We start from the raw sequence: 16076 nt of genomic DNA, 5'->3' as shown, positions 1-16076 counted from the left end.
AGTGGGCGCAGTCTCACTGGCTGATGTGATCGCCGCCTTGGGCGGCGATCTTCATGGTGCGTCCGAAACGCAGATCACGCGCATCGGCCCGCTGGAAGCGGCCGATGCGGGCACGCTGAGCTTTCTGTCCAATCCTCGCTACCAGGCGCAGCTGGCCAGCAGCTCAGCGGCCTGCGTGATCGTGGCTCCGGCCTTTGCCGAGGCCGCCGCTGCTCGCGGCGCCGCCATCGTCACGCCCGATCCTTACCTCTATTTCGCGCGGCTCACCCAATGGTGGGCGGCGCGCGTGCGCCCGCGCGCTGCGGCAGGCATCCATCCCAGTGCCGTGATTGACGCGAGTGCGCTGATTGGCGCGGATGTCAGCATCGGTGCTCTGGCGGTGATCGAGGCCGGCGCGCAAATCGGCGATGGCGCCCAGATCGGCCCGCACTGCGTGGTCGAGCGCAATGCCCGCGTGGGCTCCGGCAGCCGCCTGGCCGCCCGGGTGACCTTGGGCTTTGATTGCCAGATCGGTGAGCGCTGTATCGTGCATGCGGGCGTGGTCATCGGCGCTGACGGTTTCGGGTTCGCACCGACGCAAGGGCGCTGGGAAAAGATCGAGCAGCTGGGCGCGGTGCGCATTGGCAACGATGTGGAGATCGGCGCCAACACCTGCATCGACCGCGGCGCGCTCGAGGACACCGTGCTGGAAGACGGCGTCAAGCTCGACAACCTGATCCAGATCGGTCACAACGTCCATGTCGGCGCACACACGGCCATGGCCGGCTGTGCCGGTGTGGCGGGCAGCGCGCGCATCGGCGCCCATTGCACGGTCGGTGGTGGCGCCATCATCCTGGGGCATCTGAGCTTGGTGGACCAAGTCCATGTTTCGGCTGCCACCGTGGTCAGCCGCAGCATCAAGCAGCCGGGCCAGTACAGCGGCGTCTTCCCCTTCGACGACAATGCCAGCTGGGAAAAGAACGCGGCCACACTGCGTCAATTGCATACCTTGCGCGACCGTATCCGCGCACTAGAGAAGAAGAATTCAACATGATGGACATCCACGAAATTCTCAAGAAGCTCCCGCATCGCTACCCGCTGCTGCTGGTGGACCGCGTGATCGAGATCGAGAAGGGCAAGCGCATCCAGGCGATCAAGAACGTCAGCATCAACGAGCCCTATTTCGTCGGCCATTTCCCGCACCGCCCCGTCATGCCGGGTGTGCTGATGCTCGAAGCCATGGCTCAGGCCGCCACCTTGCTGGCTCTGGACAGCAATGGCACCGTGCTCGATGAGAACACGGTGGTGTACTTTGCTGGCATCGACAACGCCCGCTTCAAGCGTGTGGTCGAGCCCGGTGACCAGCTGCTGCTGGATGTGACTCTGGACCGCGCCAAGGCCGGCATCTACAAATTCAGCGGCAAGGTCATGGTGGGCGCTGAGCTGGCTTGCGAGGCGCAGCTGATCTGCACCATGCGCCGTATCGAAGCCTGAGGCACTGCGCGACATGACGAGCAGGATTCACCCGACGGCCATCATCGACCCCGCTGCCGAGCTGGACAGTTCGGTCACGGTCGGTGCCTACACCCTGATCGGCCCGCAGGTGAAGATCGGTGCGGGCACCCGCATCGGCCCGCACTGTGTGATCGAAGGCCGCACCACCATCGGTGGCGACAACCAGTTCTACCAGTTCAGCTCCATCGGCGCGATGCCGCAGGATATGAGCCACGGCGGCGAGCTGACCGAACTCGTGATCGGCGACCGCAACACCGTGCGCGAATTCTGCACGCTCAACACCGGCACGCTCAAGGAAGAGGGCATCACCCGGGTCGGGTCCGACAACTGGATCATGGCCTATGTGCATCTGGCCCATGACGTGCAGCTGGGCAGTCACTGCGTGCTGGCCAACAACGCCACGCTGGCCGGCCATGTGCATGTGGGTGACTGGGCGGTGATTGGCGGCCTGACCGGCGTGCACCAGTTCGTCAAGATCGGCGCCCACGCCATGATCGGTTTCCAGGGCCATGTGTCGCAGGATGTCGCGCCTTTCATGACCGTGGATGGCAATCCGCTGGCTGTGCGCGCCGTCAACCTGACGGGCCTGCGCCGCCGCGGCTTCAGCAACGAGCGCATCGCCGTGATCCGTCAGCTGCACAAGCTGATCTTCCGCAGCGGCCTGACGCTGGAGCAGTCGGTCGAGCAGATCGCTGTGCTGCGGGGCGAGCAGGGCGAGGACTCTCAGGCTGATGTGCAGCTGATGCTGGACTTCATCGCCAGCGCCAAGCGCGGTCTGGTGCGCTGATCCCATGGCTGAGCCTTCGCTGAGCCTAGCCTTGGTGGCCGGCGAGGCTTCCGGAGACCTGCTCGCCAGTTTGCTGATCCAGGGCCTGCAAGCGCGTTGGCCCGAGCTCAAGACCCAGGGCATTGGCGGCCCGCGCATGGCCGCCCGGGGCTTCGAAGCCTGGTGGCCATCGAGCAAGCTCTCGGTGTTTGGCTATGTCGATGCCTTGCTCAATATCCGCGAGCTGCTGGCCATCCGCCGCCAGTTGGGCGACCGCCTGCTGGCCCAGCCGCCGGCCGCCTTCATCGGCGTGGACGCGCCCGATTTCAATTTCGGCCTGGAGCAGCGCCTGCGCGAAGCGGGCGTGAAGACGGTGCATTTCGTCTGCCCCTCGATCTGGGCCTGGCGCGCCGAGCGGGTCGAGAAGATCAAGCGTTCGGCCGACCATGTGCTGTGCTTGTTCCCTTTTGAGCCTGAGCTTTTGCAGGCCCACGGCATCGGCGCCAGCTATGTGGGCCACCCCTTGGCCGATGCGATTCCGCTGCAGCCACCGCAAACGCAGGCCCGCTCGGCTCTGAAGTTAGGCGATGCTGACACCGTCGTCGCCTTGTTGCCCGGCAGCCGCCGCAGCGAGATCCGCTATATCGCCGAGCCCTTGCTGCGCGCCGCCGTCCTGATGCAACGCGCGCGGCCCGAGCTGCGCTTTGTGATGCCGGTGGCGCCGGGCTTGCGCTCGCTGATTGATCCGCTGGTGGCTCGGCACGCGTCGGGCTTGAAGCTTGATCTGCTGGATGGTCGTTCGCACGAGGCCCTGGCCGCCTGCGACATCACCCTGGTGGCCAGCGGCACGGCCACGCTGGAGGCGGCGCTGTTCAAGCGGCCCATGGTGATCGCCTATCGCATGCACGCGCTCAACTGGTGGCGCATGAAGGGCAAGAACTACCAACCTTGGGTGGGCCTGCCCAATGTGCTGGCGCGTGAGTTCATCGTGCCCGAGCTGATCCAGGATCAGTGCACGCCCGAGGCGCTGGCGCATGAAGGCTTGGCCTGGCTGGACGACGCGCCGCGCTGCGAGCGGGCGCGGGCAGTGTTTCAGCAACAACATGAGCTGCTGCGCTGCAATACCGCGCAAAAGGCCTGCGATGCGATCGCGCAAGTCCTCGGCTGCTGATTCCCGTGAGCCTCAGCAATTGGGCTTGAGCTGGGATGGCATCGGCTTGCTGGCCGGCGTCGACGAAGCTGGCCGCGGGCCCCTGGCTGGCCCGGTGCTGGCCGCTGCCGTCATCCTCGATGATGCCAACCCGATCCTGGGCCTGGCCGACTCCAAGGTTCTGACCGAAAAGAAGCGCGAGCGCCTGTTCGACGAAATCCGTGCCAAAGCCTTGTGCTGCTGCATCGCCGAAGCGAGCGTCGAAGAAATCGACCGCCTGAATATTCTGCAGGCCACCATGCTGGCCATGAAGCGCGCGGTCGAGGGCCTGCGCCTGAAGCCTGCCAAGGTGCTGGTCGATGGCAACCGCTTGCCCGTGCTCAAGATTCCGGCCGAGGCCATCGTCAAGGGCGACGCCAAGGTGCAGGCGATCTCGGCGGCCTCCATCTTGGCCAAGGTGGCGCGTGACCGCCAATGCATGGCCATGCACGAACTGCACCCTGAATACGGTTTTGCCGGCCACAAGGGCTACCCCACGGCCGAGCACCTGGCGGCTCTGCGCAGCCACGGTGTAAGCGCCTGGCACCGACGCAGCTTCGGCCCGGTGCGCCAGATCATCGAGAGCGCATGAGCAGTCAGATTCTTCACATCACCTCGCGGGACAACCCCGCCTTGCAACGCCTGCGCAAACTCAGCCAGGACGGCAGCGCCTATCGCAAGCTGGGCAGCGTCTGGCTGGAGGGCGACCATCTGGTACGCGCCTGCTTGCAACGTGGCCATCCGGTGCTGCAGGCAGTGCTGACCGAGGCGGCCGCGGCGGACCCGGTGTTGCGCGCCCTGGGTGACGCGGCACCGCGCCAGTTGGTCGTACCCCTGGCCTTGTTCAAGCAGATCAGCGGCCTGGAGTCACCGGCGCAGATCGGCTTTGAAGTGCCCTTGGACGCCGGGCAAGACCTGGCCCCCGAGGCGGACACCGTGGTGCTGGACCGCCTGCAAGACGCCGGCAATGTCGGCACGATCTTGCGCAGCGCGGCGGCCATGGGTTTTCGCCAGGTCTTGGCGCTCAAGGGCACGGCGGCTCTGTGGTCACCCAAAGTCTTGCGCGCCGGCATGGGCGCGCATTTCGGTCTGCGTCTGATCGAGGGCCTGGCGCCCGAAGACCTGGCCGCCTTGAAGCTGCCGCTGGTGGCCACCAGCTCTTATGCCGAAGCGCAACTGCACCAGATCCAGCTGCCCAGCCCCTGCGCCTGGGTCATGGGCCATGAAGGGCAGGGCGTTCAGGCGGAGCTGATGGCTCGCTGCAGCCTGACGGTCGGCATTCCTCAGCCTGGTGGGGAAGAATCGCTGAATGTCGGCAGTGCAGCGTCCATCTGCCTGTACGAGTCGGCGCGCCAGCGCTTGGTGGCGCAGGGCTAGTAGATCAGTCGATCCGGCCGGATGTCGCGCAGGATGGTGGTGGCGATTTCCTCGATCGACTTGTGGGTCGATGACAGCCAGGCGATGCCATTGCGCTTCATCATGGCTTCGGCCTCATTGACCTCGTAGCGGCAGTTCATCAGGTCGGCATACTTGCTGCCCGGGCGGCGCTCGTTGCGAATCTGCGAGAGGCGCTCAGGGTCGATGGTCAGACCGAAGCATTTGCGCTTGTGCGGCTCCAGCATGGACGGGATCTTGCTTCGCTCGAAGTCTTCCGGGATCAGCGGATAGTTCGCGGCCTTGATGCCATGCTGCATGGCCAGGTAGAGCGAAGTCGGTGTCTTGCCGCTGCGCGACACGCCGACCAGGATGACATCGGCCGACTCCAGGTTCTTGGCCGACTGCCCGTCGTCGTGGGCCAGCGAGAAGTTGATGGCCTCGATGCGGTCGTGGTACTCCTGGCTGCGTGCCACATCCGAGAAGCGGCCGACCCGGTGGTTGCTCTTGACCTGGAACTCTTCTTCCAGCGGTTCGATGAAGGTGTTGAACATGTCCAGCACCCGGGCCTTGCAATGCTCGCGCACGACCTGCAGCACCTCGCGGTTGACCAGGGTGGCGAAGACGATGGCGCGCCGGCCTTCTTGCTCGCTGGTCTGGTTGATCTCGTGCACCACCTGGTGGGCCTTCTCGGCCGTGTCCACAAAGGGCCGGCGCACATGGCGCGGCTTGCCAGGAAACTGGGCCAGGATGGAGTTGCCAAAGGTCTCGGCGGTGATGCCGGTGCCGTCCGAGACAAAGTACACGGTGCGATTGGGCATGGTCGGAATGCTCTAGAGTCTTTCTTCATCATAAGTCGGGCCTGCCCGTAGAATCGCGCGAAATGTCCTGCCTTCGCGCCATGACCATCCCCGTCTCACAAACAGAATCACAAAGAATCGGCCGGGATGCCGCGTGGCTGCAATTCATGGGGGGCGCTGCGGGCGCCCCGGCGGGACTCCGGAATTTTCAACATCACGGAGTTTTCCCATGTCTGCACGCTATGAGCCGACCGCCCTGGTCGTCCCCTTTGAGAATCTGAGGATGAGCGACGTCGAGGTCGTTGGCGGTAAGAACGCCAGCCTCGGCGAGATGATTTCGGAACTGGCCCATTCGGGCGTTCGCGTGCCTGGCGGCTTTGCCACCACCGCGCACGCCTTCCGTGAGTTCCTCAAGCACGAAGGCCTGGACAAGCGCATCGAGGCGCGCCTGGCGACCCTGAACACCGACGATGTGCGCGCGCTGGCCGAGGCCGGTGCTGAGATTCGCGGCTGGTTGGAGGCGCAGCCCTTTCCGGCCGACCTGGAAGCAGAGATCCGCACCTCGTTTGCGCAGCTGACCGCCGACAACCCCGGCGTGTCCTTTGCCGTGCGTTCCTCGGCCACGGCAGAAGACCTGCCCGACGCCTCTTTCGCCGGCCAGCAGGAGACCTTCCTGAACGTGGTGGGCATCGAAGAGGTCTTGCACAAGATGAAGGAGGTGTTCGCCTCCCTCTACAACGACCGCGCCATCAGCTACCGCGTTCACAAGGGCTTCGCCCACGCCGACGTGGCCTTGTCAGCCGGTGTGCAGCGCATGGTGCGCTCCGACCTCGGTTCGGCCGGCGTCATGTTCACCATCGACACCGAGTCTGGCTTCAAGGATGTGGTCTTCATCACCTCCAGTTACGGCCTCGGAGAGACCGTGGTGCAGGGCGCCGTCAACCCCGACGAGTTCTATGTGCACAAGCCGGCCTTGGCCCGAGGCAAACTCCCCATCATCCGACGTAACCTCGGATCCAAGCTGATCCGAATGGAGTTCTCCTCGCCGGAAGAGCGGGCCGCCTCGGGTAAGTTGGTCAAGACCGTGGACACCCTGCCGGAAGCGCGCAACCGCTATTCGCTCAACGATGCGGAAGTGATCGAGCTGGCCAAGTACGCGCTCATCATCGAGCAGCATTACCAGCGCCCCATGGACATCGAGTGGGGCCGCGACGGTGTCGATGGCCAGCTTTACATCCTGCAGGCACGCCCCGAGACCGTGAAAAGCCAGGCCGAAGGCCAGGTCGAGCACAGCTACAAGCTCAAGGGCCACAGCGCCGTGCTGGCCGAAGGCCGCGCGATCGGTCAGAAGATCGGCACCGGCCCGGTGCGTCTGGTGCACAACATCAGCGAAATGGAACGTGTCCAGCCTGGAGATGTGCTGGTCACCGACATGACCGACCCGAACTGGGAGCCGGTGATGAAGCGCGCCGCCGCCATCGTCACCAACCGCGGTGGTCGTACCTGCCACGCTGCCATCATCGCGCGTGAGCTGGGCATTCCGGCTGTGGTCGGTTGCGGTGACGCGACCGAGACGCTGAAGGATGGTCAACTGGTGACCGTGGCCTGCTCGGAAGGTGACACCGGCTATATCTATGACGGCCTGCTGGAAACGGAAGTCAGCGAAGTCCATCGGGGTGAACTGCCGTACTGCCCGATCAAGATCATGATGAACGTTGGCAATCCGCAGCTGGCCTTCAACTTTGCCCAGATGCCCAGCGCAGGTGTCGGCCTGGCCCGCCTGGAATTCATCATCAACAACAATATCGGCGTCCACCCCAAGGCCATCCTGGACTATCCGAATATCGATGCTGACTTGAAGAAGGCGGTCGAGTCGGTGGCCCGCGGCCACGCCTCGCCGCGCGCTTTCTACGTCGACAAGCTGGTCGAAGGCATCGCCACCATTGCGGCTGCGTTCTACCCGCGCCCGGTGATCGTGCGCTTGTCGGACTTCAAGAGCAATGAGTACCGCAAGTTGATCGGCGGTTCGCGCTACGAGCCCGATGAAGAGAACCCGATGCTGGGCTTCCGCGGCGCTTCGCGCTACATCAGCGGCGAGTTCTCCGATGCCTTCGCCATGGAGTGCGAGGCGCTCAAGCGCGCCCGCAGCGATATGGGCCTGAGCAATATCGAGATCATGGTGCCCTTCGTGCGCACGGTGCGCCAGGCCGAACGCGTGGTCGGCATGCTGGCCGAGCGCGGCCTCAAGCGTGCCGCTGATGGCGGCACGGACGGCCTGCGCGTCATCATGATGTGCGAGGTGCCCAGCAACGCCATCCTGGCTGAGCAGTTCCTGGAGCATTTCGACGGCATGTCGATCGGCTCCAACGACCTGACCCAGCTGACCCTGGGCCTGGACCGCGACTCCGGCCTGGAGCAACTGGCCGGTGACTTCGACGAGCGCGATCCTGCCGTCAAGGCCATGATCTCGCGCGCCATCACCGCCTGCCGCGCCACCGGTAAGTACATCGGCATCTGCGGCCAAGGGCCCAGCGACCACCCGGACTTCGCCGACTGGCTGGCCAGCGAGGGCATTGTTTCCATTTCCTTGAATCCGGACACCGTGATCGAGACCTGGCAGCGTCTGGCCAAGCGTTGAGCTGAGCTGAACCCTGTTCTTGAAAGGCCCGCCTCGTGCGGGCCTTTTTTCTTGCGTGGCGCCGGGCAGCATGTCGGTCGCGCTGCGGGGCCGGGTTTCCGGTATCGACAGTCGCCCCTGCTGGCTCGCATGATGTGGCCTGAGTTTTCCCCTGTTGCAGACCTGACCCCTATTTGTCCGTGGCCCTTGTTCGATCTCACCCTCCTGGCGGCGCCAAGGCTCAGCAGCCTTTGGCCGCGCGCCTGAAGCGCATCTATCTGGGCTTTACCCTGGGCTTTGTGCTGTTCCTGTTGGGGCTGGCCCTGCTGGAGCAACTGGGCTTGTCGAAGAACGCGATTGGCATCAGCTTTCTCGCGGCGACCGTGGGTGTCTATGCCTGCATCGGCCTGTTCAGCCGCACGACCGACGCCGACGAGTACTACGTCGCCGGGCGGCGCGTGCCTGCCATTTTCAATGGCATGGCCGCCGGCGCCGATTGGATGAGCGCAGCCTCCTTTATTGGCTTGGCGGGCACTCTGTACCTGAGCGGCTATGGGGGTCTGGCCTATGTGCTGGGTTGGACGGGGGGCTTCTGCCTGGTGGCCTTGTGTCTGGCGCCCTATCTGCGCCAGTTCGGCCAATACACCATCCCAGACTTCCTCGGTGCTCGCTACGGCGGCATGGCGCCGCGCCTGTTGGGAGCTTTGGCGGCCACGCTGGTGTCATTCATCTACGTCGTTGCCCAGATTTACGGGGTCGGCCTGATCACCGCTCGCTTGACGGGTTTCAGTTTCGAGATCGGCGTGTTTCTCGGCCTGGGGGGCGTCCTGTTGTGCTCCTTCCTGGGTGGCATGCGCGCAGTCACCTGGACGCAGGTGGCGCAGTACATCGTGCTGCTGATTGCGTATCTGGTGCCGGTGATCTGGATGTGCCTGAAGCAGACCGGCGTGCCCTGGCCGCAGTGGGTCTATGGCCATCAGCTGCAACAGATCACGGCCACCGAACAACGATTGAATCAGGACCCGGCCGAGTTGCAGGTCAGGGCGGTCTTCATCGAGCGCGCCGCCAGCTTCGAACGCAAGCTCAGCGACGTGCCCCAAGCCTTGGCCGCGGACCGGGCGGAGGCCGCTCGGCAAGTCGCGTTGTTGAAGGCGCAGGACGCCTCTCTGGCCGCCATCCAGGCCGCCGAAAAGAGCCAGGCGGCCTTGCCGCGCACACCGACCGAAGCCAGCGAGCAATGGCAGCGCGGTCGCGCCAGCAATACCGCCCTGGCCCAGCCCCTGGCGGGCATGCCGCCCCATGCGTTGGCCTTTGCCGGCGATCCCGAGGGTGATGCCGCCGATCGCCTCAAGTTCGATGAGTCTCGGCGCAACTTTCTGGCCCTGGTGTTCTGCTTGATGGTGGGGACTGCGGGCCTGCCGCACCTGCTGACTCGCTACTACACCACGCCCACTGTGGGAGAGGCGCGCCAGTCGGTGGCGTGGTCCTTGTTTTTTATCTCCTTGCTCTACTTCACGGCGCCAGCCTTGGCGGTCATGGTCAAGTACGAGATTTTCACGCAGTTGGTGGGTACCGCCTTTGACCAGCTGCCGACCTGGATCATGCAGTGGACTCGCCTTGACCCCGGTTTGCTGTCGGTCAGCGATGTCAATGGTGATGGGCTCTTGCAGCTGGGTGAGCTGCGCCTCAGCGGCGACATCGTGTTGCTGGTGGCGCCCGAGCTCGCGGGCTTGCCTTTCGTGATCTCGGCGCTGGTGGCCGCGGGCGGCCTCGCGGCCGCGCTGTCTACGGCCGACGGCTTGCTGCTGACCATTTCGGCGGCCCTGTCGAACGATGTCTATTTCCGCCTGTTCAACCCGAATGCTTCAATGACGCGGCGCGTCACCTTGTCCAAGGCTTTGCTTCTGGCTACAGCGCTGGCTGCCGCTGCAGTGGCGGCACAAAGGCCGGCCGACATCCTCTTGCTCGTCACCTCGGCGTTTTCGATTGCCGGGGCGACCTTTTTTCCGGCCCTGGTGCTGGGCATCTTCTGGCGGCGCGCCAACGGCTGGGGGGCTGTGGCCGGCATGCTGACCGGTCTGGCGGTCACGCTCTATTACATGGTGGTGGCGAGCCCGAGTTTGCGCCTCGCCCTGGGAGTGCCGGGGCCGGCGGAGCTGTTGTGGGGCATCGCGCCGGTTTCGGCCGGTGTCTTCGGGGTACCCGCCGGTTTCCTGGCCATTGCGCTGGTCAGCTGCTTCACCCCGCGGCCGGCGGCGGAGCAAGCGCAGTTGGTCGATCGCCTGCGCAGTCCGCCGCAGCGCAGCCCCGCGCCTGGTGGTGTAGGCGTGCCCTAGGTCGCCAGCTTCTCAAGCAACTTCCCGAGGCAAAAGCTGGCGCAAACCACCAAGTTGCGCTAGAATCGCGAGTTCCCCCTTGCCGTGACCACGTGAATTGACGCTGTGGCGCGGCTTCCTCAGGCGAACCGAGAGGGTCAACCGACCGTCGGGCGAGTCTGGAATCCACAAGGAGTATTTATGCGTCACTATGAAATCGTTCTGCTGATCCATCCGGATCAAAGCGAACAAGTTCCGGCCATGCTGGAGCGCTACAAGACCCTGATCACCAGCAATGGCGGCGCTGTGCACCGCATTGAAGACTGGGGCCGTCGTCAGATGGCTTACCTGATCCAGAAGCTGGCCAAGGCTCACTACCTGTGCGTCAACATCGAATGCAGCAAGGAAACCCTGGCTGAACTCGAGACCGGCTTCCGTTTCAACGACGCCGTGCTGCGCCACCTGACCGTGGTGAAGCCCAAGGCTGAGACCACGCCTTCGGTGATGATGAAGACCGTGGAACGCGAAGACGCTCGCAAGGCGCCTCAAGTCGCAACGGCCTGATCAGGCTTAGCTCCGTGTTCATGAAGGTTGCCAGCGCACTGGCCACCAGCGTGCAAACCAAGACCGGCAAGCGTTCTTCACTTTGAACCAACTGGTTTTGCAAGCACAGCTGCTGGAGCTGGGACTTGTCAGATACACACCGGCCGGATTGATGGCCCTGGACTGCATGCTCAAGCATGAATCCCAGGTGCAGGAAGCCGGCAAGCCCCGCAAGGTTTCCATGGAAATCAAGGCGGTCGCGATTGGTGAAATCGGCAAACGTCTGCAGTCGCTGGGAGTGGGAGGAAATGCACTGTTCACAGGCTTCCTCAGCGCTCAAAAGAACGGCCGTGGAACGATCTTCCACCTCACCGCTCTGACACCCAACTGAACACCGAATTGTTCGAATCCGGATTAAATTAAAGAGGTCATACGATGGCACCACCACGTGGCAAGGGTCGCTTCTCCAAAGACAAGAAGCCCAAGCGCAACACCCAATCTCTGCTGTTCCGTCGTAAGCGTTTCTGCCGCTTCACCGTCACCGGTGTTGAGCAGATCGATTACAAGGACATCGACACCCTGCGCGATTTCATCGGCGAAAACGGCAAGATCACGCCGGCTCGCCTGACGGGCACCCGCGCATTCTTCCAGCGTCAGTTGACGGTCGCCATCAAGCGCGCTCGTTTCCTGGCCATGCTGCCTTACAGCGACCAGCACAAGGTCTGAGGAGTAACCCAACATGCAAATCATTCTGCTTGAAAAGGTCGCGAACCTCGGCAACCTGGGCGACGTCGTCAAGGTCAAGGACGGCTACGCACGCAACTTCCTGATCCCGACACGCCAGGCACGTCGTGCCACGGCTACCGCGATCGCCGAGTTCGAAGCCAAGCGCGCCGAACTGGAAAAGGCCGCTGCTGAAAAGCTGGCCGCTGCACAAGCCGTGGGCGAAGCCCTGGCCGGCAAGACCGTTCGCATCAGCCAAAAGGCTGGCGTGGACGGCCGTCTGTTCGGTTCGGTCACCAACGCCGACGTGGCCGATGGCCTGGTGAAGCTGGGTTTCACTATCGCCAAGGCTCAGGTGCGCATGCCCAACGGTCCTCTGAAGGCCGTGGGTGAGTTCACCGTCAGCGTCGCTGCCCACACCGATGTGGTCGTGGAAATCAGCGTGCAAGTGGTGCGCGACGCCGAGTAAACTCAGGCGTCACTGACCGTCAGTGGTCAGACAGTCAAAAAGCCGATGCTGTCCGCAGTGTCGGCTTTTTGCGTTTCCGGGCAGCGGTTTATACAGCGCTGCCCCCAGGCTATCCACAGGCTTGTCCACAATGCAGGCTGGTGGAGGGTCTGGCCCCGAAGTACCCAGTTTCCAGGTCCTAGTTTCCAGTTCACAGCTTTCAGCCCTTTGCAGCCCGCCATCCCGTACGACCAGCGACCCCTTCAGCCATGAGCGCGACCTTTTCACCCACGCCCTTGCCCAACTCTTCAGGCTCTTCGAGCTCTTTCAGCGTCGGCGGTGCCGATCGCCGCGATGAAGAAGTGGCCCGCCTGCGTGTGCCGCCGCATTCCATCGAGGCCGAACAAAGCGTGCTGGGTGGACTGTTGATCGACAACAGCGCCTGGGATCGGGCGGGTGATCTGCTCACCGAGTCGGATTTCTACCGCTTCGAGCACAAGCAGATCTACCTGTCCCTGGGCAAGCTGATCAACGCAGCCAAGCCGGCTGACGTGGTCACGGTGTTCGAGGAACTGACCTCGCTCGGCAAGGCCGAGGAGTGCGGTGGCCTGGCCTATCTGAATGCTCTGGCGCAGAGTGTGCCGAGTGCCGCCAATCTGCGCCGTTATGCGGAGATCGTGCGTGAGCGCGCCGTCTTGCGCAAGCTGGTCACCGCCAGCGACGAGATCGCCAGCGCGGCCATGAACCCGCAAGGCCGGGCCGTCAAGGAAATCGTCGACGAAGCCGAAGGCAAGATCTTCCGCATCAACGAGGAAGGCAACCGCAGCAGCCAGGGCTTCCAGAGCATGGACAACCTGGTGGTGGCGCTGATTGATCGCGTCAACGAGCTCGCCGAGAACGGCGCCGAGGACGTGACCGGCGTGCGCACCGGTTTCTTCGACCTCGACAAGCAGACCGCCGGCCTGCAGCCCGGTGACCTGATCATCCTGGCCGCGCGTCCCTCCATGGGCAAGACCGCCTTCGTGGTCAATATCGGCGAGAACGTCGCCATCAACGAAGGCCTGCCCGTCGTCATCTACTCCATGGAAATGGGCGCGGCTCAGCTGGCGCTGCGTATGGTCGGATCGGTGGGCCGCATCGACCAGAGCCGCTTGCGCCTGGGCCGCTTGGCTGACGATGAATGGGGCCGCCTCTCGGAAGCGGTGGACAAGCTCGGCAAGGCAGCCATTTACATCGACGAAAGCCCAGGCCTGAGCCCCTCGGAGGTGCGTGCCCGCGCGCGCCGCCAGGCCCGCATCAGCGGTCAGCTCGGCCTCATCATCATCGACTACCTGCAGCTGATGAGCGGCAACGGCGGCGGCAACGAGGAAAACCGCGCCACGGTCATCGGCGAAATCTCGCGCGGCCTGAAAGCCTTGGCCAAGGAGCTGAAGTGCCCGGTGATCGCGCTCTCGCAGCTGAACCGCTCTGTGGAGCAGCGGCCCGACAAGCGGCCCATGATGTCCGACCTGCGCGAATCGGGCGCCATCGAGCAGGATGCCGACATCATCATGTTCATCTACCGCGACGAGTACTACACCAAGGAAGAGTGCAAGGAGCCGGGCGTGGCCGAGATCATCATCGCCAAGCAGCGGAATGGCCCGGTGGGCACGATCAAGCTGGCCTTCCAGCGCATGCACACCAAGTTCGAGAATCTGGCTCCGGACTATGTCAGCCCGGTCGGTGACGAGTACTGAGGACGGCGGCGCCGCGGCAGCGCCGCCCGCAGTGACCGAGCCTTCCAGCCTGCCGGATCTGCTCTATGTGCCGCAGCGTTTCGAGCCCACGTTGGAGCAGCAGCGCATACAGGCGGCGCGGGCGCGTCATGTCCTGATCGAGGCCAACGCAGGCGCCGCCAAAACCACCACGCTGGCGCTGCGCATCGCGCAGGCGCTGCAGCGGGGCGCCGACCCCGCCATGATTCTGGCGCTGACCTACACCGAGCCGGCCGTACAGGCCTTGCGAACGCAACTGCGCTGGGTCGGCCTGGCTGCCGAGCAGGTGGATGCGATCCGAGTCCAAACCTTCGAATCGTTCAGCACGGCCATGCTGGAGGACCTCGAAGGCGGCAGGTCGCTGGCACTGCAGCGCCTGGAGCAGGTCAAGCCCTATCTGCTGCGGGCGATCGAGCGGGCGCAAACCCTGCCGGGTGAGCGTCATCCCGATGAGCTTTGCGTCGACGGTTCGCCTGCCGCTCTGGCCGAAGGACTGCTGCGAACTTTCGCGGTGCTGAAAGGGCGGATGCTGATCGAGCTGCAGGCCGCTGACGAGGCCATGAGCCCGGCATTGGCGGAGGAGCTGGGTTTCGATTACCTGAGCCTGCGGGTGCGCTCGGCCTATGAGTTCATTCGCCGAGGCGGCCATCCGGACCGACCTGAGTTCCGCTTCGAGGGCGACGCCTGTTACGACCTGGCCCGCGCCCTGCTGATGGAAGAACTTCCCCCCGAAGGTTCGCCCCTGGCGCTGGGTTTGGCGCTGATCGTCGTTGACGAGATGCATGACACCAACCGTGCCATGTTCACCGTGCTCAAGGGCTTGCTCGATGCCAACCGGCGCGCGGCCTTTGTCGGCGTGGGCGACCGTGACCAGGTGATTCACTCCCAGGCCGGCGCCGATGCGGCCTTCATGCATGACTGCTTCGTCCAGGAAATTGGCAAGCCGCTGCGTTTGCCGCTGACGGCTAGCCACCGCTTCGGCTCGGAGCTGGCCCAGATGGTCGGGCGCCTCGCGCACAACAAGCCCTATGCCGCCGCCTTGCACTGCACGACCGAGGTGGAGCCACTGCCTTGCGAATCCCCGCGCGTGATGGCGCAGATGGTGGCTCGGCTGGCGCGTGAGCACATGGCCCAGACGCAGCGAAAGGATTTGCGCATCCTCTTGCGGCGGCCGGCTCAGTCCATCCTGATCGAGCGCGAGTTGCTCAAGCTCGGGGTGGACTACCGGGTCGATGGCTTCGCGCCCTTTTTGCGCCGGCCCGAGGTTTTGCTGGTGCGCGGCCTGTACGCCTACTGCAGCGGAGATTTCAGCGGCTTCGCGAGCAAGCCGCTGCGCGAGCAGACCCTGGCCGCGCTGATGTTGTTCGCCGGCGCCTTGATCGAGAGCAGCGAGCTGCGACAAGTGGACGCTGTCACCGCCCAGCGTCAGGCCATTGCCGAGGCCACGGAGCATCCGCAGGGCATGCACGATTTCATCGAGGGTCAGGTCTTGCGCAATGCCTCGCCTCGCGCCTTGAAGCGTCTGCGCGCGGCCATGGCGGTGATGGAGTCCGGTGACTTGCAGCACTTCGGAAACAGCTTCGGACTCGCTCTGGAGCCCGAGGGCCTTGCGCGTTCGGTGCTGGTGCGCAAAGAGGATGTGCAGCAGGTGCGGGACAACATCAACCAACTGCTTCAGTCCATCGTGGCCGAAGGCGAAGGTCTGGCCGAGGCCTTCCGGGTGCTTCATCTGCAGGATCAGATCCAAGCACGCATGCGCCTGAACACCCGCGTGACTCTGTCCAGCATCGAGTCCGCCAAAGGCCTGGAGTTCGACCATGTGCTGATCCCGTATCTCTCGCGCGGCGAGTTCGTCGGCGATGTCAGCGCCGCGGAAAACCGCAATCTGCTGTACGTCGCGATGACGCGTGCGCGCCAGCGCCTGACCCTGTCCTACAAGACTGATTCGCCTTCGCGCTTCCTGGTCGAAGCAGGCGTGCTGTAGTTCGGAGCGAGTGCGGTCCGCAGCTGCTTGAACGGCGGCTGTTTATTTGTGCTGGGTCAACCTGGAATA

15 protein-coding genes are annotated in these 16076 nt (G+C 64.1%); 14 read left to right on the top strand and 1 reads right to left on the bottom strand.

The window, feature by feature from the left end; all coding sequences use genetic code 11:
- The first annotated feature begins 1 nt into the window (after position 1).
- The 6 genes from lpxD to LNV28_RS19255 are packed head-to-tail and all read left to right on the top strand — an operon-like array spanning position 2 to position 4826.
- Positions 2 to 1033, top strand: coding sequence for a UDP-3-O-(3-hydroxymyristoyl)glucosamine N-acyltransferase (lpxD, locus tag LNV28_RS19280; protein ID WP_263519572.1), 1032 nt, complete (start codon positions 2 to 4; stop codon positions 1031 to 1033).
- Entirely contained in the window at positions 1030 to 1473 is a 444-nt protein-coding gene (gene fabZ, locus LNV28_RS19275) for a 3-hydroxyacyl-ACP dehydratase FabZ (protein WP_263519574.1), read from the top strand. Before lpxD ends, fabZ begins: the two co-directional genes overlap by 4 nt.
- Positions 1474 to 1486: 13 nt before the next feature.
- Positions 1487 to 2281, top strand: coding sequence for an acyl-ACP--UDP-N-acetylglucosamine O-acyltransferase (gene lpxA, locus LNV28_RS19270; protein WP_263519575.1), 795 nt, complete (start codon positions 1487 to 1489; stop codon positions 2279 to 2281).
- Positions 2282 to 2285: 4 nt separating this feature from the next.
- Positions 2286 to 3431, top strand: coding sequence for a lipid-A-disaccharide synthase (gene lpxB, locus LNV28_RS19265; RefSeq protein ID WP_263519576.1), 1146 nt, complete (start codon positions 2286 to 2288; stop codon positions 3429 to 3431).
- Positions 3403 to 4041: a ribonuclease HII gene (rnhB, locus tag LNV28_RS19260; RefSeq protein WP_263519578.1), complete on the top strand. Its 639-nt coding sequence runs from the start codon at positions 3403 to 3405 to the stop codon at positions 4039 to 4041. Before lpxB ends, rnhB begins: the two co-directional genes overlap by 29 nt.
- Positions 4038 to 4826, top strand: a complete 789-nt coding sequence (locus LNV28_RS19255) for a TrmH family RNA methyltransferase (protein ID WP_263519579.1) — start codon at positions 4038 to 4040, stop codon at positions 4824 to 4826. The genes rnhB and LNV28_RS19255 overlap by 4 nt, the downstream gene beginning before the upstream one ends.
- Here LNV28_RS19255 and ppsR read toward each other — a convergent pair.
- The gene (gene ppsR / locus LNV28_RS19250) at positions 4823 to 5644 is read right to left on the bottom strand and encodes a posphoenolpyruvate synthetase regulatory kinase/phosphorylase PpsR (RefSeq protein WP_263519581.1); all 822 of its coding nucleotides are present in this window, start codon (positions 5642 to 5644) and stop codon (positions 4823 to 4825) included. The two genes, LNV28_RS19255 and ppsR, sit on opposite strands and share 4 nt — an antisense overlap.
- 208 nt (positions 5645 to 5852) lie before the next feature.
- Here ppsR and ppsA point away from each other — a divergent pair, with 208 nt between their 5' ends.
- The 8 genes from ppsA (at position 5853) to LNV28_RS19210 (ending at position 16007) form a co-directional block, all read left to right on the top strand.
- Positions 5853 to 8261, top strand: coding sequence for a phosphoenolpyruvate synthase (gene ppsA, locus LNV28_RS19245; protein ID WP_263519583.1), 2409 nt, complete (start codon positions 5853 to 5855; stop codon positions 8259 to 8261).
- A 230-nt stretch (positions 8262 to 8491) separates the two neighbouring features.
- A complete protein-coding gene (locus LNV28_RS19240; protein ID WP_263569030.1) occupies positions 8492 to 10576 on the top strand; it encodes a sodium:solute symporter family protein in 2085 nt (694 codons plus the stop codon).
- Positions 10577 to 10756: 180 nt separating this feature from the next.
- A complete protein-coding gene (rpsF, locus tag LNV28_RS19235; protein ID WP_263519586.1) occupies positions 10757 to 11119 on the top strand; it encodes a 30S ribosomal protein S6 in 363 nt (120 codons plus the stop codon).
- 82 nt (positions 11120 to 11201) lie between these two features.
- Positions 11202 to 11489 (top strand): primosomal replication protein N, encoded by a 288-nt coding sequence (priB, locus tag LNV28_RS19230; protein ID WP_263519588.1) that lies wholly within the window; start codon positions 11202 to 11204, stop codon positions 11487 to 11489.
- A 44-nt stretch (positions 11490 to 11533) separates the two neighbouring features.
- Positions 11534 to 11824 (top strand): 30S ribosomal protein S18, encoded by a 291-nt coding sequence (gene rpsR, locus LNV28_RS19225; protein ID WP_102767400.1) that lies wholly within the window; start codon positions 11534 to 11536, stop codon positions 11822 to 11824.
- 13 nt (positions 11825 to 11837) lie between these two features.
- The gene (rplI, locus tag LNV28_RS19220) at positions 11838 to 12290 is read left to right on the top strand and encodes a 50S ribosomal protein L9 (protein WP_263519591.1); all 453 of its coding nucleotides are present in this window, start codon (positions 11838 to 11840) and stop codon (positions 12288 to 12290) included.
- A 248-nt stretch (positions 12291 to 12538) separates the two neighbouring features.
- Positions 12539 to 14005, top strand: coding sequence for a replicative DNA helicase (gene dnaB, locus LNV28_RS19215; RefSeq protein ID WP_263519592.1), 1467 nt, complete (start codon positions 12539 to 12541; stop codon positions 14003 to 14005).
- Between the two features lie 31 nt (positions 14006 to 14036).
- Positions 14037 to 16007 (top strand): 3'-5' exonuclease, encoded by a 1971-nt coding sequence (locus LNV28_RS19210; protein WP_263519593.1) that lies wholly within the window; start codon positions 14037 to 14039, stop codon positions 16005 to 16007.
- The last annotated feature ends 69 nt before the right edge of the window (positions 16008 to 16076 follow it).

This window comes from Paucibacter sp. DJ2R-2, from assembly GCF_025717675.1.
GTDB lineage: Bacteria > Pseudomonadota > Gammaproteobacteria > Burkholderiales > Burkholderiaceae_C > Paucibacter_A.
Note: the sequence above shows the minus strand (reverse complement) of the source record. Positions and strands in the feature narration are given on the sequence as shown.